Origin of the sequence: Streptomyces polyasparticus (assembly GCF_014493765.1) — a bacterium.
Lineage (GTDB): Bacteria > Actinomycetota > Actinomycetes > Streptomycetales > Streptomycetaceae > Streptomyces > Streptomyces polyasparticus.
In genome coordinates, this window is sequence record NZ_JACTVJ010000007.1 from 1 (window position 1) to 22,466 (window position 22,466).

Below are 22,466 nucleotides of genomic sequence, written 5' to 3' on the forward strand. Positions count from 1 at the left end.
GTGCGGCCCTCGACGATCGAGCGGAGGTGTGCGGTCGAGGCGGAGAGGGAGGAGTCGAGGAGGGACTGGAGCTTGTCGAGTTCTTCCGGGGTTTCGCGCATACGCCCATCGTCGGCCGTAAACCCGACACCCTCTGTCGTCATTGATGAAGCACGCCGCCCATGTCGCCGACGTCCTGTTCCGGTCTCCGGTCGGTCACGCGTGGCCCTGTGCGGGTCCGCCGTCAGGCCGTCAGGCCGTCAAGCCGTCAGGTCCAGGCCCGCGAGTTGGGCTCGGCTCGTGACGTTGAGTTTGGGGAACGCGCGGTAGAGGTGGTAGCTGATCGTTTTCGGGCTCAGGAAGAGTTGCGCGGCGATTTCGCGGTTGGTCATGCCCGTGGCGGCGAGGCGGACGATCTGGAGTTCCTGCGGGGAGAGTTTCGCGAGGGTGTCGTCGGCGCGTGTTTGCAGGGGGCCCGTCGCGCCCGCGGCGCGGAGTTCCGCGCGGGCACGGGCCGCCCAGGGGGCCGCGCCCAGGCGTTCGAAGGTCTCCGCGGCGGCGCGGAGGTGGAGGCGGGCATCCGTCTTGTGGCGTTCGCGGCGCAGGCGTTCGCCGAAGAGCAGGCGCGTGCGGGCCGCCTCCCAGGGGCGGCCGCTGTCGGCGTGCAGGCGTACGGCGGAGGTGAACAGGTCGTGTGCGGTGGCCCAGTCGGGTTCGGCGAGGGCGCGGCACCGGTGCAGCACCGCGTCGGCCCAGGCGAGGCCGCAGGCGCCGGCCCAGTCCGCGAACTGCTCCAGGGGCGCGCGGGCCGGCAGGCCGAGCCGGGCTGCCGCCTCGATGCGGTCCGGGGCGAAGTAGACGCTCTGGATCTGGTGGCGTACGGGGCCCTCCTGCGTCGCGTCCAGTCGTTCGAGGGACTGGGCGAAACGGCCTTGGCCGAGGTCTCCGAGCGCCAGCGCCCACTCCGCCCACGCCAGGCTGTTGACGATGCCCGTGGCCTCGAAGTGGTCGTGGCAGCGGGCGGCCAGCTCGGCCGAGCGCTCCTCGTCGCCCCGTACGGCGAGGATCCACGCCAGCATCCCGTGGAGATAGCCGGCCCGGTTGGGCTGGCCGGTGTCGGCGGCGAGTTGCAGGCCCTCGGTCGCGGTCGCCTCCGCGTCGCGGAAGCGGTCGAGGTACAACTCGCTTGCGGCGAGCGTGAGATGGGCCAGCGGCAGCCAGCCGACGTCGCCGCGGGCGCGGCAGTCGTCCGCGACCGCGGCGGATATCTCCCGGCCCGCGTCGAAGTCGCCGACCAGGCCCGCGACGAACGCGGCGTTGATCCGCAGGGCCGGTGTGCCGCCGGACGCGAGCCTGCGGCCGTCGGCCACCAGGCGGCGCATCGTCGGCAGGGCGTCCGCGGGGCCGCGCTCCAGGTACTCGGCAGCCCCGGTCACGGCGGCCACGGCCGGGTCGAGGCCGTCCTCGGGACGCAGTCGCAGCGCGGCGAGGCGGTCGGCGGCCTCCCGCAGCCGGACCGGGTCGCTGAGCTGCCAGGCGTTGCGGGCGGCGTCGACGAGCAGGAGGCCCGCTTCCCCGCGCGCCTCTCCTCCTCGCGCCTCTCCTCCGGCCGCCTCTCCTCCTCGCGCCCCTCCTCCGCCCGCCCCTCCTCCGCCCGCCTCTCCCCTACGCGTCCCATCTCCACGCGCCTCGTCGGGCTCCCGAATCGCGTCGGCGTCATCCCGTATCGCATCGGCGTCATCCCGTACGAGGGCCCCCGCCGCGTCCAGGAGCAGTTCATGGGCCGTTCCCGGTGCTCCTTCGTCGAAGGCCGTGCGGGCGCGGAGGGCCTTGAGGCGGGCGCGCGTTCGGGGGTCGGTCGTGGCGCGGTCGGCCGCGTCGATCAGGGCCTTGGCGCGCGGTGCGAGGCCCGCGCCCACGGCGGCCTGGGCCGCCGCGGCGAGGCGGCGGGCGCGTACGGCGGGGTCGCGGGTCAGTTCGGCGGAGCGTTCCAGGGCGGAGGCGGCGCCCGCGTATCCGTGGCGTTCGCGGGCGCGGCCCGCGGCCTGTTCCAGGGCGAGCGCCGTCTCCTCGTCGGGGCCGGTCGCCGCGCCGGCCAGGTGCCAGGCCCGCCGGTCCGGCTGGTCGCGCAGCGCCTCGGCGAGCGCGCGGTGGGCCGCGAGCCGCGCCTCGTACGAACCGGCGCCGAACGCGGCCCCGCGCATCAGCGGATGGATGAACGACACGCGCCCGGCGGCGACTTGGAGCAGTCCGGCCCGTTCGGCCTCGCCCAGGGCGCCGGGGCCCGCGCCAAGCTCGGCGGCGGCGCGCAGGATCACGTCGGGGTCGCCGCCGTCCTCGGCCGCCGCGACGAGCAGGACCGTACAGGTCGCGGCGGGCAGTGCCGCGATGCGTGCGCTGTACGCCTCCTGGATACGGTGCGGCAGAGGCAGCGGGGACGGCAGGGGCAGCAGCCCGGGTCCGTACGCGTCCGTCGTGCGGGGCAGTTCCACCAGGGCCAGGGGGTTGCCCGCGCTCTCCGCCAGGATGCGGTGGCGCAGCGGTCCGTCCAGATCCGGTGACCGCTCGGCCAGCAATCGGGCGCTGCTCGCCGGGTCGAGGCCGGTCAGCCGGAGTTCGGGCAGCCCGCCCGGGTCGAAGCCGTCGCGGGCGCCGAAGACGAGGGCGATGCCCTCGGCCTGGAGGCGGCGCGCGGCGAACAGCAGTGCGCGGGCCGAGGCGTGGTCGAGCCAGTGCGCATCGTCGACGAGGCAGAGCAGGGGTCCTTCGGCGGCCAGTTCCGAGAGCAGGGACAGGACGGCAAGACCGACCGTCAACTGGTCGTCGCCGCTGCCCGGACCCATGCCGAACGCGGCCTTGACGGCGGCCGATTGAGGCTCCGGCAGGGTGTCGATGCGGTCGAGCGCGGGGCGCAGCAGCAGGTGCAGCGAGGCGAACGGGATCTCCGCCTCGGTTTCGACGCCGACGGTCCGTACGACGGCGATCCCGTGCGTCCGGCGGGCCTGTTCCTCCGCGTACGCGAGCAGCGCCGTCTTGCCGATGCCCGGTTCGCCCCGCACCACGAGGACACCGCTGCGGCCGGCGGCCGTGTCCCTCAACAGCCCGTCAAGGAACGCCTGTTCCGCCGTGCGCCCCTGAAGTGCCATGTGCCCAGCCACCCAGCCACCTGCCCCCCGGTCGGTCGTCCGGCCGATCCTAGTCACCTGTCCGGTACCCGCCCCGTCCTCGCTCTCATAGCGTCCTGAACAGGGCGGACGGCCCTCCTCGAAGGCCACTCGAAGGCCCCTCGAAGGCCCACTCGAAGACCCCCTGAAGGCCCCTCGAAGGCCCTTCGATCTGGACGACCAGGACGGATGTGCATCGGTGACCCCGGTAAAGAGCACGGCGAGCACGGCGAGCACGGCAGCAGCCACCATGACCGGGATCGACACGTCGGTCGTCCTGGAGTCGGTGACCAAGAGCTATCGAAGCGGAGCCGGCGAGGTCACCGCGCTCGACGGCCTGACGGCCCGCTTCGGGCACGGCACGTTCACCGCGGTGATGGGCCCGTCGGGTTCGGGCAAGTCGACGCTGCTTCAGTGCGCCGCCGGGCTGGAGCGGCCCACCTCGGGGCGGGTCGTCGTGGCCGGTCAGGACCTGGCGCGGCTGAACGAGCGGAAGCTGACCGAACTGCGGCGCAGCCGGATCGGGTTCGTCTTCCAGGCGTTCAACCTGATGCCCTCGCTGACGGCGGAGCAGAACATCGCGCTGCCGCTGCGCCTGGCCGGCCGGCGGCCCGACCGGCACACCGTACGGCAGGCATTGGAGGCCGTCGGGCTCGCCGACCGGGCGACGCACCGGCCCGCCGAGCTCTCCGGCGGCCAGCAGCAACGGGTCGCCGTAGCAAGGGCGTTGGTCACCCGACCCGCCGTGCTCTTCGCCGACGAGCCGACCGGCGCCCTGGACGCCCACACCAGCCGCGAGGTGCTGCGGCTGCTGCGGACGCTGGTCGACCGGCATGCGCAGACCCTCGTGATGGTCACCCATGATCCGGCCGCCGCCGCCTGCGCGGACCGGGTGCTCTTCCTCGCCGACGGCCGGGTCCGCGGCGAACTCACCGACCCCGACGCGGACTCCGTCGTCGCCCGGATGATGCTCCTGGAGGCGTCGTGCTGATCATCGCCCTCGCGACGCTGCGGACCCGCTGGGTCTCCTTCCTCGGCAGCTTCGCCGCGCTCTTCCTCGGTACGGCCCTGATCGCGGCGATGGGGCAGGTGCTCGCGAGCACGGTCGGGACCCCCGACCGGGGGCCGCAGCGGTACGCGGCCGCGCCGGTCGTCGTCGTGCCGGACGGTCAACTCACTGTGCAGGGACGGCAGGGCGCGACCTCCGCGCCGCTGGCGGAGCCGCGCGGCCTGTCCCCCGAACTCGCCGCCCGCTTCCCCGGCGCGGTCGTGGACCGGGTCTTCCCGGCCCGGCTCGCCGGCGGGCCGCCGGCCGTCGGCCGGCCCTGGTCGGCCGCGCGCACCGCGCCGCAGCGGCTCACCGACGGTCGCGCACCGGCAGGCGACGGCGAGATCGCGGTGAGCGCGTCGGCCCTCACGGCCGGCGCGGGCACACCGCTCGGCGACGAGGTCACCGTCGTCACGGCCGGCGCCGCGAAGGCGTACACCGTCGTGGGCGTCACCGCCGCGGGGCCCGAGGGCACGGTGTTCTTCGCCGATACGGCTGCGGCGGCGCTGTCCCCCCGTATCGACGCACTCGCCTTGTGGGAACCGGCCGCCGCCGTCCGTGAGGCCGTGGACGACAGCGGCGCACAGGCCGACGACAGCGGCGCACAGGCCGACCACAACAGCGCGCAGGCCGACCCCAACAGCGCACAGGTCCTCACCGGAGCCGACCGCGCCCTGCCCGACCCCGCCCGGGCCGAGGACGCCCGCGCCCGGAACAACGCCAACACCGTCGTCGGGATCGCGGGCGGGTTCGCCGCCTTCGTCGCGGTCTTCGTGGTCTCCTCCACCTTCGCGTTCGCCGTCTCGCAGCGCCGCCGCGAGTTCGCCCTCCTGCGCACGGTCGGCGCGACCCGGCGCCAGGTGCGCCGCATGGTGCACGCCGAGGCCTGGCTGATCGCGGTGGCCGCCTCCGCGCTCGGTGCGCTGGCCGGCCCGTCGGCCACCCGGCCCGTCCTGGACTGGCTGATCGGCCTCGGGGCGGCGCCCGCGTGGACGGTGGCGAGCGGCTCGGCCGTGCCTTCCGTCGTCGCGTTCCCCACCGGGGTGCTCGTCGCGCTCCTGGGGGCGGCGGCCGCGGCCCGGCGGGCCGGGCGCGTGACCGCGTCCCAGGCGCTGCGCGAAGCCGCCGTCGAGTCACGGGCGATGACACCTGCCCGCTGGGTGCTCGGCCTGGGCACGCTCGGCACCGCCTTGGTCTGCATGGCGGTGACCGCGGTCGGCGACCCTTCCTCGGCCGCCAACAACAAGACGGCGATGCCGGTCGTCATGCTCCTGGTCGCCGCCGCCGGACTGCTCTCCCCCGTCGCCGTCGCCCCGGTGACCCGGCTCCTGGCCGCGCCCCTGGAACGGCTGCGCGGAGCGACCGGCACCGTGGTGTCCGGCGCGGCGCTCGCCTCGTCCCGGCAGACCGCCCTGGTGGCCGCTCCGGTCCTGGTCACGATCGGGCTGACCGCCGCGCTCCTCGGCGGCGCCGCGACCGGTGACGCCGCGAAGACGGCACTGCGGACCGAGCCCGTACGGGCGGAGTACCTCGTGCTCCCCGACGGCGGATCGGGGCTCGACCGTCAACTCGTATCGGAGCTGCGGAAGTTGCCGGGCGTGGACGTCGCCACTTCCGCGCCGACCAGTCTGTACACGCTCGAGGGCGACACCGTCCTCATCCGGCGTCCCGTCGAGGCGGTCGATCCGAAGGAGCTGCCCGCCGCACTCGAAGTCCCGCTGGCGTCCGGCTCGTTCGAGGAGCTGGACGATCACGGCGTCGTGGTCTCGCCCTTCTGGGGCAAGCGGCTCGGCGACAAGGTGCCCCTCTGGCGGGCCGACGGCAGCAAGGTCTCGCTCACGGTGGTCGGGCTGCTAGGCGAAGGCACCGCCGCGGACGCCTATACGACGCGGGCGCACGCCTTCTCCGCACTGCCCTCGGTCGCGTACGTCAAGCTGCGCGAGGGAACGGCGCCCACCGCAGCCGAGGCGCTCCTGCGCAAGGCCACGGCCGGGCACAACGCGCATGCCGTCACCAAGGCCGAGTGGACCCGTGACGACGGAGCCCGCGGCCGGTCCGCCAGCCGCATCGGGCTCCTCGCGGTGCTCGCCATCATCCTCGCGTACACGGCGATCGCCCTGGTCAGCACGGTGCTCATGGCCACGGCCGACCGGGTGCCCGAACGGCGGGCACTGCGTCTGCTCGGCGCGCGCAGGTCTCAGGTGCTGCGCTTCGTCGCGGCGGAGGCCCTTCTTGTCGTCGGGATCGGCACGGTCCTCGCCGCCGGCACGGCGGCGCTCGGCCTGGCGGGGCTGTGGATCTCCCTGGCCCAGCTCACCGGCCCGATCGGCATCAGCCTTCCGTGGGGGACGATCGCCGCGGTGACGGGCGGCTGCGTGCTCCTCGCGGTGTCGGCTGCGGTCGGGTCGGCCCTGCTCACGGACCGGGCGGGACTGGGGGCGCGGGTGTGAACTCGCTAAGCCTGCAAGGCGGTTGAGACGGACGCCGTCGGCAGCCGCAGGACGATACGGGCGCCACCCGAGGGGCCTTCGCCCTCGGGGCCCCCGTACGAGCCCTCCCGGGGCTCCTCCGCCCTGAGCGTCCCGCCGTGTGCCGACGCGATGTCCCGGGCGATCGCGAGGCCGAGGCCCGTGCCGCCCGCGTCCCGGCTGCGGGACTCGTCGAGGCGGGTGAAGCGGGTGAAGACGTGCTCGCGTTCGGCGGCCGGTATGCCCGAGCCGTCGTCGGTGACCTCAAGGACTCCGGCGGTCACCGTGACCGTGATGCGGGAGCGCGCGTGGCGCTGGGCGTTGTCCAGCAAGTTGTCCAGGACCCGGGTCAGTCGGGTGCGGCTGCCGAGGACCGGGGCGTCCCCCGACACGTCCAGCGTGACGGGGACACGGTCGCCCGCGCGACGCTCCACCGTGGCCTTCGCGAGCCCGCCGAGTGCGACGAGCGTGTGGTCGGGGCGGTCTCCCGCGTCGAGGCGGGCGAGCAGGAGCAGGTCGTCGGCCAGCTGCTGCACCCGTACGACATCGCTCAACAGCTCGTCCCCGTGAAGGAGTTGGGGGTGCGCGATGGCGACCTCGACATGGGCGCGCAGGGCGGCGATCGGATTGCGCAGCTCGTGCGAGGCGTCGGCCACGAAGCGGCGCTGACGGTCCATGGACTCCTCGAGCCGGTCGAGGGTGTCGTTCATCGTGGTCGACAGGCGGGCCACCTCGTCGCGGGAGGCCGGTACGGGCACCCGGCGGCCCAGGTCGCGTTCGGTGATCTCGGCGACCTCGGCCCGTATCGCCTCGACCGGCCGCAGCGCCCGCGCCGTATTGCGCCAGGTCACGGCGGCGACCAGGGCGAGCAGGAGCGGGATGCCGGGCACCATCGCGTCGCGGATGAGGCGCGCGGTGTACTCGGCGGTCCGCAGCGAGGTGCCCGCGTACACCGTGACGGGCCGGCCGGACTCGGTGCCGCGCACGGCGACGAGACGGTACGGGGATGCCGCGGCGCCCCCGTCGGCCGCAGCGGACGTGACGCGGACCGTGCGCGCGGCGGCCCCGCTGTCCGACGACGGCACGAAGCCGGCGACCGGGCCGCGGCCGGTCAGGTTCTCGCTGGCCGCGAGGATCCGGCCGTCGTCCGTGACGACCTGGAGGAGGCTGTCCTCGCCGTCGGGCACCGCGAGGCGCTCCACCAGCTTCCCCTTCGCCGCGGCCGCCGCGACGGCCTCGGCCCGCGCCTTCGCGGTCCGCTCGGCCGAGTCGGTCAGGCCGTGCCGGGTGACGGTCAGCAGCGCCGCGCAGGCGATGCCCAGAGCCAGGGCCACGACGGCGACCGCGCCGATCGTCGCCTTGACGCGTACGGACGCACGCGGGAAGCGGGGCAGTCTCACGCTCCGGCCGCCGAGGCCGTCGCGGGCACGAGCCGGTAGCCCATCCCCCGCGAGGTGTGGAGCAGTTTGGCCGAGCGGTCCGCGAACGGCTGGTCGACCTTGCGGCGCAGCGCGCTGATGTGCACCTCGACGACATTGGGATCGCTGTCGGCGGGCAGGTCCCAGACCTCCTCAAGGAGCGTGCGCTTGGAGACCGTGACGCCCGGATCCCGGGCCAGCACGGCGAGCAGATCGAACTCCTTGGCCGTGAGCGGCAGTTCGACACCCTGGCGCGTGCAGCGCTTGCGGTCGGGTTCGAGGACGAGGTCGCCCGCCTCGACGACCTGCGGCCTGCCCCTGCTGCCGCGCCGCAGCAGGGCGCGCAGCCGGGCCTGCAGGACGAGATACGAGAACGGTTTCGTGAGGTAGTCGTCCGCGCCGGTGTCGAGCCCCTGCGCCTCGTCGTACTCGCTGTCCTTCGCGGTCAGCATCAGGATCGGCGTCCACAGCCCGGCCGCCCGGATCGTCGAGCAGACCCGGTGTCCGTCGAGGCCCGGCAGCATCACGTCGAGCACGATCGCGTCGTACTCCTGCTCCAGGGCGAGCCGCAGCCCCTCGTTGCCGTCGTGGGCGACGTCGACGCGCAGCCCTTCGGCCTCGAAGCCGCGCCGCAGGACCGAGGTGAGGGACACCTCGTCCTCGACGATCAGTACGCGGCTCATCGGGCCGTCCGTATGCAGGTCATTGTCCGGATACTACCGATTGGCACGATACGTCCATCCCTGGAGGCGCCTCAGCGGACGTGCTGCGACCAGTCGTAGTGCTCCTTGCCGAAGTCGTCGGAGCGCTCCTTGATCTCCTCGTACGAGGACGAGGAGGACGAGGAGGAGGAGCCGGAGTCGCCGTCCGAGCGGTCGCCGTCGCCGCCGCCCTCGCCGCGGCCCGAGCGCTCGTCCTCACCATCGGTGTCCTTGTCGTGCCCGACGACCTCGCCGGTCTTCGTGTCCACGTCGATCTCGTGGCGGACCGTGCCGTCCGTCACCTCGATCTGCCACAGCGGACGGCTCTCGGTGCCCTGGATCGACAGCTCGGAGACGAAGCCCGCACCGGCCTCCTTCAGCGCGGTGTTCGCGGCGTCGTCGCGGTGCACGGTGGCGGCGGCCAGCTTGGCCAGCGGGATCTTCAGGTACGAGCGGGCCTTGTCGGGCATCCGGTCGGCGCGACTGCCGAGCAGGGCGCCGGTCGTGGCGTCCACGTCGATGTTGTGCACGCGCGGGCCGCCGGACCCGGAGGTCATCACGTCGATCTCCCAGACGCCGTCCTCCAGCTCCACGTCGGTGACCTTGCCGCCGGGCACCGCCCTCTCGGCGGTCGCGACGGCGGTGGTGCGCGGGGTCCTGGGCCCGCCCTGCTCGGTGGGCGCGTCGGCCGCCTTCGCCTCGCCGTCCCCGGCGGGCTGTGCGGCATTCCCCTCCGCGTCACCACCCGCGGACGCGCTCGTACGGGGCTTGTCGACGCCACCGTCCGTACCGGACGAGCAGGCCGTGGCGGACAGCGCGAGCGCACCGGCAAGAGCGCTCACCGCGAGCAGGCGGCGGGTGGCGGCGGTCCTCGTGTGGCGGCTCATGGCGGGCTCCTCGATCGTCGTACGGCCCCGGCGTTCCTGGGCCGGTACCGATGACGATCGCGTACGCGCCTGAACCCTCCCTGAAGAAGCCTGAAGACGCCTTCAGGAACAGACCCTCAGTCCTCCTTCTCCCGCCGCTCCAGCGGCTTGGTCGCGGGACCGTGCAGGACCGAGCCGTCCGTGCCGAAGCGGGAGCCGTGGCAGGGGCATTCCCAGGCCTGCTCCGCGTCGTTGAACTGCACCAGGCAGCCGAGGTGCGTACAGCGTGCGGAGAGCGCCGTGGTGCGGCCCTCCTCGTCGCGGTACACCGCGCACCGCCTGCCGTTCAGACGGACGACCGCTCCGCTGCCGGGCGGGATGTCGTCCGCCGAGTCGACATGGCTCGTGTGCAGCCGGTCGCCGACGAAGTGCCCAGCCACGGTGGCCTGTTGGGCGGCGAGACGGCCGACGTCGCGCAGCCGCGGCAGGCGGCGCGGATCGTACAGTTCGGTCCAGGCGGGGCGTGGCCCGCCCGCGATGTGGGCGGTGAGCAGCCGCCCGGCCATCACGCCGTTGCTCATGCCCCAGCCGCCGAATCCGGTGGCCACGTACACATGCTGCGTGCCGGGGTGTGCGTGACCGACGTACGGCAGCCGGTCGTCCGAGTCGTTGTCCTGGGCCGCCCAGCGGTACGCGGTCCGCGCTCCCGGGAAGTGCTCGTGGGCCCATGCCTCCAGGCGCGCATACCGGTCGCGTACACCGCCCGCGCCGGGTTCGAAGGATTCGCCCGTGACGATGAGCAGCCGCTGCCCGTCCCCGTAGGGCGCGCTGCGCACCGACCGGGTGCCGTGCTCCGGCGTGAGGTACATGCCCGTGGGCGCGGTCCGGGCCGGCACAGGCGCCGCGACGACCAGTTCGCGCCGGGGCACGAGACGGGTGAAGAGCAGGGTGCGGTCGAACACCGGGTAGTGCGTCGCGATGACCGTGTCCCGCGCGTGCACCGTACGGCCGGTTTCGGTGGTCAGGCGGCAGGAGGCTCCGTCGTGCAGCCCGGTGACCCGGGTGCGCTCGAAGATGCGGCCTCCGCCGCGTGTGAAGTCCTCCGCGAGGGCGAGCAGGAACTTGCGCGGATGGAACTGGAGTTGGCCGTCCACGCGCACCGCACCGGCGACGGCGAAAGGCAGTTCCGTCTCCGCCCCGGTCACGAACGACGCGTCGAGCCCGGCCCGCCGCGCCGCTGCCGCCTCCTGCTCGATCTCGTCGACGCGGTCCTTGTCCTGTACGTAGGTGAAGGCGGCTGCCCGTTCGAGTTCGGCGTCGACGGGCAGCCGGCCGCAGAGCTCCGCGGTCCGTTCGACCGCCTCCTGCTGCGAGAGCGCGTACAGGCGGGCGGCTTCGGCGCCGTGCTTCTGTTCGAGTTCGGCGTAGAGGATCCCGTGGGCCGCGGTCATCTTGGCCGTGGTGTAGCCGCTCACCCCGGCCGCGATGCGGTCCGCTTCGAGCAGGACGACATCGTGGCCGGAGCGCGCCAGCTCCCAGGCCGTGCACAGCCCGGCGATCCCGCCGCCGACGACCGCGACATCCGCTCTCGTGTCCTCTTCAAGGGACGGATACGCGGTACCGGGGGCGGTCGCCATCCAGTACGAGTCGTCGACGGCCGGGTGGTGTGCAGGCATGTCGCTCACCATGAGGTGCAGTCGTCGGCAGTGGCGTCAGTAGTAGTGACGTCGGCCGCCCACCGCGTGGCCCACGGACCCCATGATCCACAGGACCGCGCCGATGACGGTCAGGATGATGCCGATCGTCCAGAGAATGTTGATGCCCAGGACGAAGCCGAGAATGAGCAGGATGAGACCGAGCGCAAGCATTGCGTCCTCCTATCTCCCTATGAGACCCATTATGCGCCTGAATAGACGCATTCCCACGGGCCGGTGGGACGTCATCCGCCCGGCCACCGGGCTCTGGCCGTGTTCCCCCGGAACGCCGGACTGAACGCGGCAGTCCACAACCCGGCCCCTGAGGCTCAGAACCGGATCTCGTCCACCGGCCGCACATCGGCCCCCATGTTCCGCTCCATCATCCGCAGCGCGGCCTGGGCCAGGTCGGCCTGGATGTGGGCGACGGCGTCCAGGGCGACGGTCACGTCCAGATGGCGGATGTGCGCGTCCAGGGCCGAGTACAGGACGCACTGTTCGGTCACCTGGCCGCACAACACCAGGTGGCGGACGCCCAGTTGGCTCAGGAGATAGCTCAGCGGTGTCTCGAAGAACACCGAGTGCCGTGCCTTCACGACGAACAGCGAGTCCTCGTCCGGACGGATCGGGTCGACCAGATCGGCGTGCGGTCCCGCCAGCGCGGTCCGCAGGATCTCTCCGTGGTGCGAACGCCACTGGCCGAAGTTGTCGTTCGCGTAGATCACCGGGACGCCCGCGGCGCGGGCCGCGTCGAGCAGGCGGATCACGGCCGGGAGCGCCTCCCGCGCGGACGGCAGCAGGAGGTCGGCGTCCTCATGGTCATACGTGTTGATCATGTCGATGACGACGAGTGCGGTCTTCCCCATGCTTCCAGCGTGCCTCGCGGGGTCGTCCGGCGCGCTTCGGACGGCCGGCCCGTCCGTCCCGCGCGCTTCAGGCGGGCAGCCCGTCCAGGAAGTCCGCGATCAGGGGGGCGATGTCGGCCAGCCGGTCCTCGAGGGCGAAGTGGCCGGTCTCGAAGAGGTGGAGCTCGGCTTCCGGTACGTCGCGCAGGTAGGCGCGGGCGCCGGGCTCGGGGAAGAAGGGGTCGTTCGCGCCCCAGGTGATCAGCGCCGGCGGCCGCTGCTCGCGCAGCCAGGCCTGCCAGGCCGGGTACGCGGCGAGGTTGCTCTTGTAGTCGTACGCGAGGGCGAGTTGGGCCTCCTTGCGGCCCGGCTCGTCGAGGAAGTGCTGGTCGAGCAGCCAGCCCTCGGGGGCGACCAGCTCGGGGTCGAGCGTGCCGCCCTCGTACTGGCCACGGGTGGCGTCGAGCGTGAACAGGCCGCGGATGGCCTGCTCGGCGCCCGGGGTCTCGGGGGTCAGCGCGGTGAACTCGCGTGCGGCGGGCGAGAGGCCCTCCTCGTACGCGTTGCCGTTCTGCACGATCAGGCCGGTGATCCGCTCCGGGTGCCGCAGCGCGTGACGGAAGCCGACGGGGGCGCCGAAGTCGAAGAGGTAGAGGGCGTAGCGGGTCAGACCGAGGGCGTCGGTGAAGCCGTCGACGGTCTCGGCGAGGCGGTCGAAGGAGTACGGGAAGTCCTCGGGGGCGCGGGTGTGGCCGAAGCCGGGGTAGTCCGGGGCGATCAGGCGGTAGTGCCGGCCCAGGGTGTCGATGAGGCGGCGGAACTGGTGCGAGGCGGACGGGAAGCCGTGCAGGAGCAGGAGCACGGGGGCGTCGGGGCGGTCCGGCAGGGACTCGCGGTAGAAGACGTCCACGCCGTCGACGAGCACGCGGCGGTGGGCGGTGCGGGCCGGCAGGGCGAGCTGCCGGGCGCCGTGGTCCTTGAGCGTGGCCGTCGTCGTCATGTCACATGCCTCCGTAGCGGAAAGATGCATTAGGTCGAGCGATGCCTCAGATCTAACGCCAGATCTCCTAATGCGTCAACCGCTCTTCTTTGCATTAGATCCAGTACCATCGGAGCCATGGACGAGCGCGCACCACTGACCGGCGAACCTCTCGCCCTCGACCTGGTCAACACCCGGCCGGCCACGCCCGACGGCGACCGTGCCGACCTGATCGGGACCCCGCCGCAGCTGGCGGACTGGCTTGCCGCGCAGGCCGACCGCCTGCCCGCCGAGGTGCACGAGCGCGTCCCGACGGCCGCCGACGTCACGGCACTTCATGCCGTACGCGCGGACGTGGACGCGGTCCTGGGGGCGCTCCTGCACGGCACCAGGCCGCCCGCCGAGGCCCTGCGCGGCCTCTCCGAAGCCCAGGCCGCGGCGCCCCGTATCAACGAACTGGCCTTTCACGACGGCCAGTTGCGTGCCATCGCCCGCCGTATCGGCACCCCGGCCGCCGCACTCGCCGCCGTCTTCGCGGAGGATGCCGTCGAGGTGCTCTCGGGGCCGGGCGCGGCGAAGATCAAGCGGTGCGAGGCCGAGGACTGCGTCCTGCTCTTCCTGCCCGCCCACCCCCGGCGCCGCTGGTGCTCCCCCACCCGCTGCGGCAACCGCACCCGCGTGGCCCGCTACTACCAGCGCCACAAGCCGGCGGCCCAGGACGGCCGGCTCTCAGGATGACGGCCGCTCAACTCGACGGCTGCTGCCGGTACTCCAGACAGCAGCCCACGAAGTCCCGTACGACCGGATCCGCGTCCGCGGCGGGCTTCCACACCACGGCGACCGAGTTGGGCGCGACACCGGTCAGGGGGCGGTAGGCGACGCCTGGGCGGGCGTAGTAGCGGGCGGCGGATGCGGGGGCGAGCGCGATCCCGTAGCCGTTGGCGACGGCGCTGAGCCAGTCGTCCGGGTTGTCGGCGACCGCGCCGATCCGGGGTTCGCGGCCCTCGCGCCCCTCGGTGGCCAGCCAGTAGTCGCGCCAGGCGCCCGCTTCGGCGGGGGCCGCCACGAACGGTTCGTCCCACAGCTCCCGGAAGGCCAACTCCTCGCGTACGGCCAGGGGGTGAGCTTCCGCCATCACCACCCAGCGCGGTTCGGTGAGCAGGACCTCCACGCGCAGCTCCTCCTGTCCCGGCAGCGGGAGCGGCAGCAGCGCCACGTCGACGTCGCCCGCCACCAGATCCGCCGTCGGCGCGGACCAGGACGCGTGCCGCATCTCGACCCGCCAGCCGGGCCTGCGCCGCCCGAACGCGGCGATGATCGCCTGCGTGGCCTCACCCGCGGCACCGGCCAGGAACCCGGCCCGCACCACCTGTTCGGCACGCCGGGCCGCCTGCCGGGTCCGCCGCAACGCCTCGGCAAGGCCGTCCAGAACGGCCGGCACCCTGTCGGCCAACGCCCGACCCGCCTCGGTCAGCCGCATCCCGCCCGGCGTCCTGACGAAGAGCTGGACCCCGAGCTGCTTCTCCAGCTGCCTGATCTGCTTGGTCAGCGCCGGCTGCGAGACGTACAGCCGCTCGGCGGCCCGGGTGAGATGCCCCTCCTCGGCGACGGCCGCGAAGTAGCGGAGCAGCCTGGTGTCCACGTCCATGCCGCCAGGTTATGAGGACAGGTATTGGATCGAGGGCAGGGCCCGGAACCAGAGTCGAAGGCGGGAGCAACCCCGTCCCCTGTCTCACGGAGCCGCCCCATGTTCGCCGCATACGTCGCCGTCACCTCGCTCACCGCAGCCCTCAACACCGCCGGCGCCTACGCCGACTTCATCGGGCACGAGTCGGTCGGGCAGATCGCCGACCGGCTGGGCGTGCCGCGCTCGTGGATGGCGCGGCTCGGCGCGCTGATGGGCGCGGGCGCACTCGGACTCCTCGCGGGCTTCGCCGTGCCGGTGCTCGGCACAGCCGCGGCGGCCGGCCTCATCCTTTACTTCCTCGGCGCGATCGCCGCCCACCTGCGCGTCGGCGACCACGACCTGGCCGGCGCCCTGACCATGCTGGCCCTGGCCAGCGCGTCCCTGGCGCTGGGCCTGGCGCACCGCGGGGCGTGGTGAGCAATTCGGTGGCGTGGGGCGGGCGGTCCGTGTGAGCGTTCGGCCCATGGGCAACTCCCGGGCGTATCCCGTTCTTCGGACCACCGACGCGGCCTTCGCGTATGCGCAGGCCAGGCGTCTGCGCGCGCTGCTCGCCGAGCGGGAGGAGAAGGTCTGGCTGTACGCGGAACTGCGGACCGTCGCCGATCTTCGGCGGATGCACGAGATCCTGCCGGGCGCGTACCTGGACTACGAGCACGTCCGCACGGGACCCACGGGCGACTACCTCACCTTCGAGATCGACGTGGCAGCGGCGGACGATGTCTCCCTGGCCGCGCATCTCCCCCTGGAGGTCAACGAGGCATTCCCGGATACCGACGGAGTCCTGGACCGTTTCGCCGAGGCACTCGGCGAGGGCACGGCTGTCATCGCCTGGCGGGGCGTCTGGCCCGATGAGCCCGAACTGGGCCTGTACGGCAGGCCCGACTACGACGCGGTCCACGTGGTGTTCCACGGCGACAACGCCCAGTGGGACGGATGGGCCGCGCACCACACGGTCTTCGTCCATGTCCGAGGTGCGGGCCAGCTCCCGCGGGTGCAGAAGCTGGCCGCGCACATCGGCAGCGAGGTACTGGGAGAGGCGCAGACCGGATAGCGCGGCTCAGCCCGCAGTCTTCTCCAGGAACGCCAGCAGCTGCGAGGCCACCGCGTCCGGGACCTCCGCCTGCGGGTAGTGGCCCGCGCCGTCCAGGAGGACGATCTCCGTGGGGCCGCCGAGCGTCGACGCGAAGGTCTCCGCCTCCGCGCGCGGATCCTTGAAGTCGGGGTCCTTCGCGCCCATCAGGATCAGGGCCGGCTGCTGGACCTTGGGCCGGTCGGCGGCCGACTCCGCCTTGGAGCCGGGGGCGTTGACCGCGACGAAGGCGTCGATACGGCCCGGCTCGCGCAGCCGGGACTTCATGGTGGCCAGATGCGCCTTGAAGTCCGCGGGCTTACCCGCCTTGTAGAGCGAGGAGTAGAACAGGCCCCACAGGAACGGCGAGCGGATGACGCGGCCGCTGAGCCAGGCCATCAGCGCACCCGGCTGCGGCTCCGCCGCCCAAGGCGCGATGGCCACGACTCCCGTGATCTCCGAGGGGAGTTGAGCCGCCGCCGTGACCGCCGAGTCCGGCGTGAGGGACTGGCCCACCACGGTCGCGGGACCGCCGAGGTGGCGGATCAGGGCCACGTAGTCCGAGCCGATGGCCGACGTGGAGTGCGAGGACCAGCCGACGCTGGACTCGCCGTGCCCGCGCACATCCATCGTGGCCACCCGGTAGCCGGCCGCGACCAGCTGCGGGACGACGAAGCGGTAGACCGCGCGCACGTCGCCCATGCCCGGGGCCATGACGACCAGATGTCCGTCCTCGGGACCCGTGACGCTGTACGCGATGCGGCCTTCCGGCACGTCCAGGTACTGGGTGTCCGACTGCGCCTGCGTCCCGTTCATGTGGTCCCCCTCGACGACGGCCGAGACTACGGCCGATCAACCCGTTGACGAGAGGCTAACGCTGTTAGCCGACCGGGTCAACACCTTTTCCCCGGCCCCCACGGCCACCGCGAGCGCCGCGAACCCCGCGATCGTCACCGTCATCGCCCACGGCGATCCCGTCCCGCCGAGCCCGACCAGCGGCGCCGCCACCCCGCCCATCCCGTACTGCAGCACGCCGAGCACCGCGGAGGCCGTGCCGCCGGCCTCCGGACGTACGGACATCGCGAGGGCCGTGCTGTTCGGCAGCGTGAGACCGATGCTGGCCACGACCAGGAGCAGCGAGGGCAGCACGCCCGCAAGACCGAGACCGGCGGCCACGGACACCAACAGCAGGACCGCGCCCAGGAGTTGGAACAGCAGCCCGGCCCGCATGAGGGCGACCGGCGAACAGCGGTCCAGCAGGCGGGCGCCGAGCTGGCTGACGGCGACGAGGGCGACCGCGTTCGCGGCGAAGGCCAGGCTGAAGGCCTGCGGACTCATCCCGTACACCTGTTGCAGCACGAAGGTCGAGCCCGAGATGTACGCGAACAGCGCGGCCATCGCGAACCCGCCGCCCAGCGCGTACGCCAGGAACGCGCCGCTGCCGAGCAGCCCCCGCGCCGTCCGCAGGGTCCGGCCGAGGCCGCCCGTCTGACGGCGCTCCACCGGGAGGGTCTCGCGCAGCCCCCAGGCGCCCGCCGCGAGCAGCCCCGCCCCGATCACGGCGAGCACGGCGAAGATGCCCCGCCAGTCGGTGACGGCGAGCAACTGGCCGCCGAGCAGCGGCGCGAGGATCGGCGCAAGCCCGTTGACCAGCATGAGCAGCGCGAAGAAGCGCGCCGCCGCCCTGCCCTCGTACAGATCGCCCACGATCGCGCGGGCGATCACCAGGCCCGCCGCGCCCGCGAGCCCCTGCACCAGTCGCAGCCCGGTCAGCACCTCGGCACTCGGCGCGAACGCACAGAGCACGGAGGCGAGCGCATACCCGGCGAGCCCGATGAGCAGCGGCTTCCTGCGGCCGTACGTATCGCTCAGCGGCCCCGCGATCAGCTGGCCGGCGGCGAGGCCGACCAGGCAGCTGGTGAGGGTGAGCTGAACGGTGGCGTCCGGCACCCGGAACTCGCCGGCGAGCTCCGGCAGCGCGGGCAGATACATGTCGAGCGAGAGCGGCCCGAAGGCCGAGAGTCCGCCGAGGACGAGGATCAGCCGCAGCCGGCCCTGCGGACGGACCGGCGCGGACTCCACGGTGGTCGTGCGGTCGCGCCGCGCGGTGGATAGCTGCATAGGCAATATCTTCCTACGCAGATAAATGGATGGGAAGGCCGAGTCCGGCCCATGGGACCCAGATCACGCCGAGCAGGAATTTCAGCCCGAGTGCAGCGCGTCCAGGCGGTCGAGGGCCTTCGCCAGGACCTTGCGCTCCTGCGCCGAGAGCGGCTCGAGGAAGTAGCTGTGCAGCCGCGGCGCGTGCACCGCGAGCGAGCGGTCGAGGAGCTCGCCGCCCCGCTCCGTCATCGTCGCGCGGACGGCGCGGCGGTCGTCGGGGTCCGGGGTGCGCGCGACCAGGCCGTCCTTCTCCATCCGGTCGACCAGGCGCGTGAACCCGCCCGAGCTGAACGACATCTGCTCCGCGAGCACCGTCATCCGCGCCGAGGCCCCGGGATGCCGCGCGAGCCGGAGCAGCACCTCGAAGTACTCACCGGACAGCCCGGCCGCCCCGTCGATGTCGGCGCGCACCTTGCCGCGGATGAGGTTCGTGACGCGCAGCATCCGGCCCCAGAGCACGACGGCTTCGTCATCGACCAGGTCCCGTTGCGGCTGCGGCTCGCCCGCGTGCTGTTCGGCCATGGCCCCATCGTCCCAGCACCGGTTCACGATCATGGTTTACGGGGTGGCTGCGTGCCGACTAGCGTCATGCGCACGTCGAACAAAGGGGGGCACCTCATGGCCAATCCGCCTGCCAGAAGCGCCGAGGAGCGGAAGCGGGACACCCTGCACCGCCTCGAGCACGATGTGGATCTGTGGGTCGCCAGCGCGGACCCGGAGACGGCGGCCCCGTTCCTGGTGCCGCTCTCCTTCGCCTGGGACGGCACGGATCTGTTGTTCGCCACGACAGTGGTCAGCCCGACCGGCCGCAACCTCGGCGCCTCGGGCCAGGCCAGGATCGGGCTCGGCCCGACCCGGGACGTGGTGATGATCGACGGTCCCGTACGGGCGCACACGGCGGAGGAGTTGAGCGAGGAGACCCACGCGTGGTTCGCGGAGTCGAGCGGCTGGGACCCCCGGCAGCAGACGAACTCCGCGGACTACCGCTGGTTCCGGCTCACGCCCCGGCGTATCCAGGCCTGGCGGGAGTCCAACGAGCTCAAGGGCCGCGACCTGATGCGGGACGGCAAGTGGCTGGTCTGAACCGGCGGCCCCGTTGACCGTCCGAACCGGCCGCCCTGATGACCGTCCGAACCGGCCGCCCCCGAAGGTCAGTTGATCTTCCGGCCTTCCGCCATCGACGTCACGAACCGCTCCAGGCGCGCGAGCCGCGTCTTCTCGGTGCGCGCGGTCACCAGGCGGAAGTAGACGGCGTACTGGTCGGACTTGCCGAGCGTCTCGTAGAACGCCCGCGCCGCCGGGTTCGCGTCGAGTGCGGCGACGAGATCCGGCGGTGCGGCGGCGTTCTTCGGTGAGGCGTACGCCGCGTCCCAGCGGCCGTCCGTCCGCGCGGCCTCGACCTCCGCGAGGCCTCGCGGGCGCATCCGGCCGGCGTCGATCAGGGCCTGCGCCTTGCCCACGTTCACCTCGGACCAGAGGGAGCGGGCGCGGCGCGGGGTCACCTTCTGGACGAAGTACGTGTCGTCGAAGCCGCGGCGCTGACCGTCGATCCAGCCGAAGCAGAGGACCTGCTCGACCAGCTCCTCCCAGGTGATGGAGGGGATCCCCGTGTGCTTCTTGGCCATCTTCACCCACAGGACGGTCCGGGCCTCGTGATGCTCGTCGAGCCAGGCTTCCAGGACCGATGCGGCGGCGGGGGTGAGGAGCTCGGCTCCGTCGTAGGTCTCCATGACTGGAGAGTAGAACCCAACTAGGCCAGATACTGACCTACTTGCTGACCTACTTCGCGAGCTTGTGCGCGAGCCTCGCCAGCCGCTCGCCCTGGTAGCGCGCCGCCTCGAGGGTCGCGTCCGAGATCTCGCCGCTGCTGCCCACGTGCACCGTGCCGTAAGGGTTGCCGCCGGCCGCGTACACCGCGCCGTCGGTGAAGCCGGGCGTGACGATCAGCGAGCCCCAGTGGTGGGCCGTGTTGTAGAGCGCGAGCAGCGTGGACTCGTTGCCGCCGTGCGCATTGTGCGCGGAGGTGAAGCCGGTGAAGGGCTTGTCGTGGAACACGCCCTGCTGCCACAGCCCACCGGTCGAGTCGATGAACTGCTTGAGCTGGCTCGCGATGTTGCCGTACCGGGTCGGCGATCCGAACGCGTACGCGTCGGCCCAGGACAGGTCGTCGAGCGTGGCGACCGGCACCTCGTCCGCGATGGCGTCGACATGAGCGCGCCAGGCCGGGTTGGAGTCGATCGCGGCATCAGGGGCGAGCTCGGCGACCCTGCGCAGCCGGACCTCGGCGCCGGCCTTCTCGGCGCCCTCGGCGAGGGCCTTGGCGAGCTCGTGCACATTGCCGGTCGCGGAGTAGTAGACGACCGCGATCTTCGGTGCGGCGGTCTCGTCGGCGCCGGCGGTGACGGTGGTCTCGGTGATGTCGGTGCTGGTCATGGCGAACCCCTCCGAAGAAGATCAGAAGCGGATTCGTATCCGCTTCGAGCGATGACCACAGTCAAGCGGATGAGAATCCGCTTGGCAAGAGGGATCCGGATAACTTTCCGCTTCGGCGGGATTCCCGTAATGTGCTGGGCATGAACCAGCCCCCGCTCCTTCCCATGGCCGGCCAGGCGCCCCCTGAGCGCGCCGACGCCGCCCGTAACCGGCAGCGGATCCTGGACGCGGCGCTGCGCATCGTCGACGAAGAGGGCGCGAAGGCGCTCACGATGAACGGCGTCGCGCACGCCAGCGGCATCGGGGTCGGCACGGTCTACCGGCGCTTCGGCGATATCTCGGCCCTGCTGCTCGCCCTGCTCGACCACAGCGAGCGGCGCCTGCAGGCCGCGTTCCTCAGCGGACCTCCCCCGCTCGGCCCCGGCGCCCCGGCCGCCGAACGGCTGCGGGCCTTCGTGCAGACCTACGCCCGGCACACCCTCGACGCGGAGGAGCTGCTGCTCGCCGCCGAGAAGGCCTCGGCGACGGCCCGCTACAAGAGCGACCCGTACCGGGTCGTCCACACCCACGTACAGATGCTGATCCGCGAGGCACGGCCCGAGCTGGACGCCCCCGTCCTGGCGCATCTGCTGCTCGGCGCGTTCCAGCCGAGCCTGCTCGTCCATCTGCGCAGGGAGCTCGACGTCTCCGTGGAGCGCCTCGAGGCGTCACTGGACCAACTGCTCGGAGCCCTGGTGTAGTTCAGCCCCCTGTGCGGCCATCCGCCGCGCCGCCCACCGCGAGGCCGGGCCGAGCGCGTACGAGGCGAGCATCAGCAGCACGCCGGTGAGCAGCCAGCCCAGCGTGCCCAGGTCGAGCAGGAGCAGGGTCAGGAGCAGCGGGCCCGTGGTGCGGGCGATGGTCACTCCCGTACCGAAGAAGCCCTGGTACTCGCCGGTGCGGCCGGCCGGTGCGAGATCGAAGCTCAGCTGCCAGGCGCCCGCCGACTGCCACATCTCGGCGATCACCAGGAGCACGGCGCCGACGACCAGGACCGCGGCCGCGACCCACGGCGAACCCCAGGCCGAGAGCGCGAAGACCGCGCAGGTCGGGACCATCAGCAGGCCCGAGCGGCGCAGGGCGTGCGTGGCGGTCGCGAGTCCCTTGATGCCGGCGGCCATCCGGACCTGGAAGAGCATCACGGCACCGCAGTTGAGGATGAACAGCGCCGAGACCAGCCACTCGGGGGCGGCGGTCCGCTCGGTGATCCACAGCGGCAGGGCGATGCTGAGCAGCGGGAGGCGCAGCAGGAGTACCGCGTTGAGCAGAGTGATCACGACGTACGGGCGGTCGCGGAGCACTTCGAGCCGGGCGCCCTGGACGGGCGGCGAGCCGGGGACGGCGGGCAGCCTGAGCAGCACGAGCGCGCAGAGCAGGAAGCTGGCCGCGTCGAGCGCGAACACGGTGAGATACGCGCTGCTGGTGCCGAGCGAGAGGGCCACGCCGCCAAGTCCGGCCCCGACGGTCAGTCCCGCGTTGCTCGTCGACTGCAGATGCGCGAGCGCGTTCGTACGGTCGGCGTGCGCGACCAGACCCGCGAGCAGAGCCTGCCGGGCGGCGGCGAGCCCGGACTGTGCGGTGGCGTAGACGCAGGCCGCGACGAGGAACGCGGCGAAGTCCCGTACGACCAGGAAGGACGCGACCGAAACGGCGGTCGCGAGCGCGAGAAGCACCGCCGTGCCGCGCGGGCCCCTGCGGTCGGCGAAGGAGCCGAGCGGGGCGCCGACGAGCGAGCCGATCGCCCAGGCGACGGTGAGGCCGAGGCCGATACGGGCCGGGGAGAGGCCGACGACATGGGTGAAGTAGAGCGCGGAGGTGACGTAGTACGCGCCGTCGCCGGTGGAGTTGCTCAACTGGGCCAGCGCGAGGGTGCGTTGGGGGCCGCGGGGCGGGAGCAGGTTCGTCATGGACAC

22 protein-coding genes and 1 pseudogene are annotated in these 22,466 nt (G+C 72.8%); 7 read left to right on the forward strand and 16 right to left on the reverse strand.

The window, feature by feature from the left end; all coding sequences use genetic code 11:
* Both H9Y04_RS46730 and H9Y04_RS15545 read right to left on the reverse strand, forming a co-directional pair.
* A pseudogene (locus H9Y04_RS46730) lies at positions 1–101 on the reverse strand (pyridoxamine 5'-phosphate oxidase family protein); the annotation flags it as partial.
* 138 nt (positions 102–239) lie between these two features.
* Complete coding sequence (locus tag H9Y04_RS15545) at positions 240–3,125, reverse strand: helix-turn-helix transcriptional regulator (RefSeq protein ID WP_187814476.1); 2,886 nt, start codon at positions 3,123–3,125, stop codon at positions 240–242.
* 268 nt (positions 3,126–3,393) lie between these two features.
* Here H9Y04_RS15545 and H9Y04_RS15550 point away from each other — a divergent pair, with 268 nt between their 5' ends.
* The gene (locus H9Y04_RS15550) at positions 3,394–4,134 is read left to right on the forward strand and encodes an ABC transporter ATP-binding protein (RefSeq protein WP_187814477.1); all 741 of its coding nucleotides are present in this window, start codon (positions 3,394–3,396) and stop codon (positions 4,132–4,134) included.
* Positions 4,128–6,641, forward strand: coding sequence for an FtsX-like permease family protein (locus H9Y04_RS15555; protein ID WP_187814478.1), 2,514 nt, complete (start codon positions 4,128–4,130; stop codon positions 6,639–6,641). Before H9Y04_RS15550 ends, H9Y04_RS15555 begins: the two co-directional genes overlap by 7 nt.
* Before the next feature lie 5 nt (positions 6,642–6,646).
* On the opposite strand, the gene H9Y04_RS15560 is transcribed toward H9Y04_RS15555, so the two are convergent.
* From H9Y04_RS15560 to H9Y04_RS15590, 7 genes are all read right to left on the reverse strand, one after another.
* Entirely contained in the window at positions 6,647–8,059 is a 1,413-nt protein-coding gene (locus H9Y04_RS15560; protein ID WP_187814479.1) for a sensor histidine kinase, read from the reverse strand.
* The gene (locus H9Y04_RS15565) at positions 8,056–8,760 is read right to left on the reverse strand and encodes a response regulator transcription factor (RefSeq protein WP_187814480.1); all 705 of its coding nucleotides are present in this window, start codon (positions 8,758–8,760) and stop codon (positions 8,056–8,058) included. The genes H9Y04_RS15560 and H9Y04_RS15565 overlap by 4 nt, the downstream gene beginning before the upstream one ends.
* A 71-nt stretch (positions 8,761–8,831) precedes the next feature.
* Entirely contained in the window at positions 8,832–9,665 is an 834-nt protein-coding gene (locus tag H9Y04_RS15570) for a PepSY domain-containing protein (RefSeq protein ID WP_187814481.1), read from the reverse strand.
* Between the two features lie 116 nt (positions 9,666–9,781).
* The gene (locus tag H9Y04_RS15575; RefSeq protein WP_187814482.1) at positions 9,782–11,320 is read right to left on the reverse strand and encodes an FAD-dependent oxidoreductase; all 1,539 of its coding nucleotides are present in this window, start codon (positions 11,318–11,320) and stop codon (positions 9,782–9,784) included.
* Between the two features lie 36 nt (positions 11,321–11,356).
* Positions 11,357–11,512 carry a DUF6131 family protein gene (locus H9Y04_RS15580; RefSeq protein WP_187814483.1) on the reverse strand — a complete coding sequence of 52 codons (156 nt, stop codon included), beginning with the start codon at positions 11,510–11,512 and terminating at the stop codon, positions 11,357–11,359.
* Positions 11,513–11,667: 155 nt separating this feature from the next.
* Positions 11,668–12,204: a cysteine hydrolase family protein gene (locus tag H9Y04_RS15585; RefSeq protein WP_187814484.1), complete on the reverse strand. Its 537-nt coding sequence runs from the start codon at positions 12,202–12,204 to the stop codon at positions 11,668–11,670.
* A gap of 67 nt (positions 12,205–12,271) precedes the next feature.
* Positions 12,272–13,183, reverse strand: a complete 912-nt coding sequence (locus H9Y04_RS15590) for an alpha/beta fold hydrolase (RefSeq protein ID WP_187814485.1) — start codon at positions 13,181–13,183, stop codon at positions 12,272–12,274.
* Between the two features lie 117 nt (positions 13,184–13,300).
* On the opposite strand from H9Y04_RS15590, the gene H9Y04_RS15595 reads away from it, so the two are divergent.
* Positions 13,301–13,900: a CGNR zinc finger domain-containing protein gene (locus H9Y04_RS15595; RefSeq protein ID WP_187814486.1), complete on the forward strand. Its 600-nt coding sequence runs from the start codon at positions 13,301–13,303 to the stop codon at positions 13,898–13,900.
* A 7-nt stretch (positions 13,901–13,907) separates the two neighbouring features.
* On the opposite strand, the gene H9Y04_RS15600 is transcribed toward H9Y04_RS15595, so the two are convergent.
* On the reverse strand, positions 13,908–14,810 hold the full coding sequence (locus tag H9Y04_RS15600; protein WP_187814487.1) for a LysR family transcriptional regulator: 903 nt from the start codon (positions 14,808–14,810) through the stop codon (positions 13,908–13,910).
* 99 nt (positions 14,811–14,909) lie between these two features.
* Here H9Y04_RS15600 and H9Y04_RS15605 point away from each other — a divergent pair, with 99 nt between their 5' ends.
* Complete coding sequence (locus tag H9Y04_RS15605) at positions 14,910–15,266, forward strand: DoxX family protein (RefSeq protein WP_187814488.1); 357 nt, start codon at positions 14,910–14,912, stop codon at positions 15,264–15,266.
* A 46-nt stretch (positions 15,267–15,312) separates the two neighbouring features.
* Positions 15,313–15,900: a hypothetical protein gene (locus tag H9Y04_RS15610; protein ID WP_187814489.1), complete on the forward strand. Its 588-nt coding sequence runs from the start codon at positions 15,313–15,315 to the stop codon at positions 15,898–15,900.
* Between the two features lie 6 nt (positions 15,901–15,906).
* Here H9Y04_RS15610 and H9Y04_RS15615 read toward each other — a convergent pair whose 3' ends face one another.
* From H9Y04_RS15615 to H9Y04_RS15625, 3 genes are all read right to left on the reverse strand, one after another.
* Complete coding sequence (locus H9Y04_RS15615; RefSeq protein WP_187814490.1) at positions 15,907–16,734, reverse strand: alpha/beta fold hydrolase; 828 nt, start codon at positions 16,732–16,734, stop codon at positions 15,907–15,909.
* 36 nt (positions 16,735–16,770) lie between these two features.
* Positions 16,771–18,039, reverse strand: a complete 1,269-nt coding sequence (locus H9Y04_RS15620) for a multidrug effflux MFS transporter (protein WP_187814491.1) — start codon at positions 18,037–18,039, stop codon at positions 16,771–16,773.
* 81 nt (positions 18,040–18,120) lie between these two features.
* On the reverse strand, positions 18,121–18,603 hold the full coding sequence (locus tag H9Y04_RS15625; protein ID WP_187814492.1) for a MarR family winged helix-turn-helix transcriptional regulator: 483 nt from the start codon (positions 18,601–18,603) through the stop codon (positions 18,121–18,123).
* A gap of 96 nt (positions 18,604–18,699) precedes the next feature.
* Here H9Y04_RS15625 and H9Y04_RS15630 point away from each other — a divergent pair, with 96 nt between their 5' ends.
* Positions 18,700–19,164 (forward strand): pyridoxamine 5'-phosphate oxidase family protein, encoded by a 465-nt coding sequence (locus H9Y04_RS15630; protein ID WP_187814493.1) that lies wholly within the window; start codon positions 18,700–18,702, stop codon positions 19,162–19,164.
* A 68-nt stretch (positions 19,165–19,232) separates the two neighbouring features.
* Here H9Y04_RS15630 and H9Y04_RS15635 read toward each other — a convergent pair whose 3' ends face one another.
* Together H9Y04_RS15635 and wrbA are read right to left on the reverse strand one after the other, a co-directional pair.
* The gene (locus H9Y04_RS15635; protein ID WP_187814494.1) at positions 19,233–19,811 is read right to left on the reverse strand and encodes a YdeI/OmpD-associated family protein; all 579 of its coding nucleotides are present in this window, start codon (positions 19,809–19,811) and stop codon (positions 19,233–19,235) included.
* Positions 19,812–19,860: 49 nt separating this feature from the next.
* Positions 19,861–20,514, reverse strand: a complete 654-nt coding sequence (gene wrbA / locus H9Y04_RS15640; protein WP_187814495.1) for an NAD(P)H:quinone oxidoreductase — start codon at positions 20,512–20,514, stop codon at positions 19,861–19,863.
* Between the two features lie 140 nt (positions 20,515–20,654).
* Between wrbA and H9Y04_RS15645 the strand changes: the two genes are divergently transcribed.
* Positions 20,655–21,254 (forward strand): TetR/AcrR family transcriptional regulator, encoded by a 600-nt coding sequence (locus H9Y04_RS15645; protein WP_236070898.1) that lies wholly within the window; start codon positions 20,655–20,657, stop codon positions 21,252–21,254.
* On the opposite strand, the gene H9Y04_RS15650 is transcribed toward H9Y04_RS15645, so the two are convergent.
* The gene (locus tag H9Y04_RS15650; RefSeq protein ID WP_187814496.1) at positions 21,222–22,460 is read right to left on the reverse strand and encodes an MFS transporter; all 1,239 of its coding nucleotides are present in this window, start codon (positions 22,458–22,460) and stop codon (positions 21,222–21,224) included. The two genes, H9Y04_RS15645 and H9Y04_RS15650, sit on opposite strands and share 33 nt — an antisense overlap.
* Positions 22,461–22,466 lie beyond the last annotated feature (6 nt).

Excerpts from the sequence above, each read along its gene's own strand:
- H9Y04_RS15650 (WP_187814496.1), bottom strand. The coding sequence starts at position 22,460 with ATGACGAACCTGCTCCCGCCCCGCGGCCCCCAACGCACCCTCGCGCTG.
- H9Y04_RS15590 (WP_187814485.1), bottom strand. The coding sequence starts at position 13,183 with ATGACGACGACGGCCACGCTCAAGGACCACGGCGCCCGGCAGCTCGCC.
- H9Y04_RS15545 (WP_187814476.1), bottom strand. The coding sequence starts at position 3,125 with ATGGCACTTCAGGGGCGCACGGCGGAACAGGCGTTCCTTGACGGGCTG.
- H9Y04_RS15600 (WP_187814487.1), bottom strand. The coding sequence starts at position 14,810 with ATGGACGTGGACACCAGGCTGCTCCGCTACTTCGCGGCCGTCGCCGAG.
- H9Y04_RS15630 (WP_187814493.1), top strand. The coding sequence starts at position 18,700 with ATGGCCAATCCGCCTGCCAGAAGCGCCGAGGAGCGGAAGCGGGACACC.
- wrbA (WP_187814495.1), bottom strand. The coding sequence starts at position 20,514 with ATGACCAGCACCGACATCACCGAGACCACCGTCACCGCCGGCGCCGAC.
- H9Y04_RS15610 (WP_187814489.1), top strand. The coding sequence starts at position 15,313 with ATGGGCAACTCCCGGGCGTATCCCGTTCTTCGGACCACCGACGCGGCC.
- H9Y04_RS15575 (WP_187814482.1), bottom strand. The coding sequence starts at position 11,320 with ATGCCTGCACACCACCCGGCCGTCGACGACTCGTACTGGATGGCGACC.
- H9Y04_RS15605 (WP_187814488.1), top strand. The coding sequence starts at position 14,910 with ATGTTCGCCGCATACGTCGCCGTCACCTCGCTCACCGCAGCCCTCAAC.
- H9Y04_RS15595 (WP_187814486.1), top strand. The coding sequence starts at position 13,301 with ATGGACGAGCGCGCACCACTGACCGGCGAACCTCTCGCCCTCGACCTG.
- H9Y04_RS15615 (WP_187814490.1), bottom strand. The coding sequence starts at position 16,734 with ATGAACGGGACGCAGGCGCAGTCGGACACCCAGTACCTGGACGTGCCG.
- H9Y04_RS15645 (WP_236070898.1), top strand. The coding sequence starts at position 20,655 with ATGAACCAGCCCCCGCTCCTTCCCATGGCCGGCCAGGCGCCCCCTGAG.
- H9Y04_RS15570 (WP_187814481.1), bottom strand. The coding sequence starts at position 9,665 with ATGAGCCGCCACACGAGGACCGCCGCCACCCGCCGCCTGCTCGCGGTG.
- H9Y04_RS15580 (WP_187814483.1), bottom strand. The coding sequence starts at position 11,512 with ATGCTTGCGCTCGGTCTCATCCTGCTCATTCTCGGCTTCGTCCTGGGC.
- H9Y04_RS15625 (WP_187814492.1), bottom strand. The coding sequence starts at position 18,603 with ATGGCCGAACAGCACGCGGGCGAGCCGCAGCCGCAACGGGACCTGGTC.
- H9Y04_RS15585 (WP_187814484.1), bottom strand. The coding sequence starts at position 12,204 with ATGGGGAAGACCGCACTCGTCGTCATCGACATGATCAACACGTATGAC.
- H9Y04_RS15635 (WP_187814494.1), bottom strand. The coding sequence starts at position 19,811 with ATGGAGACCTACGACGGAGCCGAGCTCCTCACCCCCGCCGCCGCATCG.
- H9Y04_RS15620 (WP_187814491.1), bottom strand. The coding sequence starts at position 18,039 with ATGCAGCTATCCACCGCGCGGCGCGACCGCACGACCACCGTGGAGTCC.
- H9Y04_RS15550 (WP_187814477.1), top strand. The coding sequence starts at position 3,394 with ATGACCGGGATCGACACGTCGGTCGTCCTGGAGTCGGTGACCAAGAGC.
- H9Y04_RS15565 (WP_187814480.1), bottom strand. The coding sequence starts at position 8,760 with ATGAGCCGCGTACTGATCGTCGAGGACGAGGTGTCCCTCACCTCGGTC.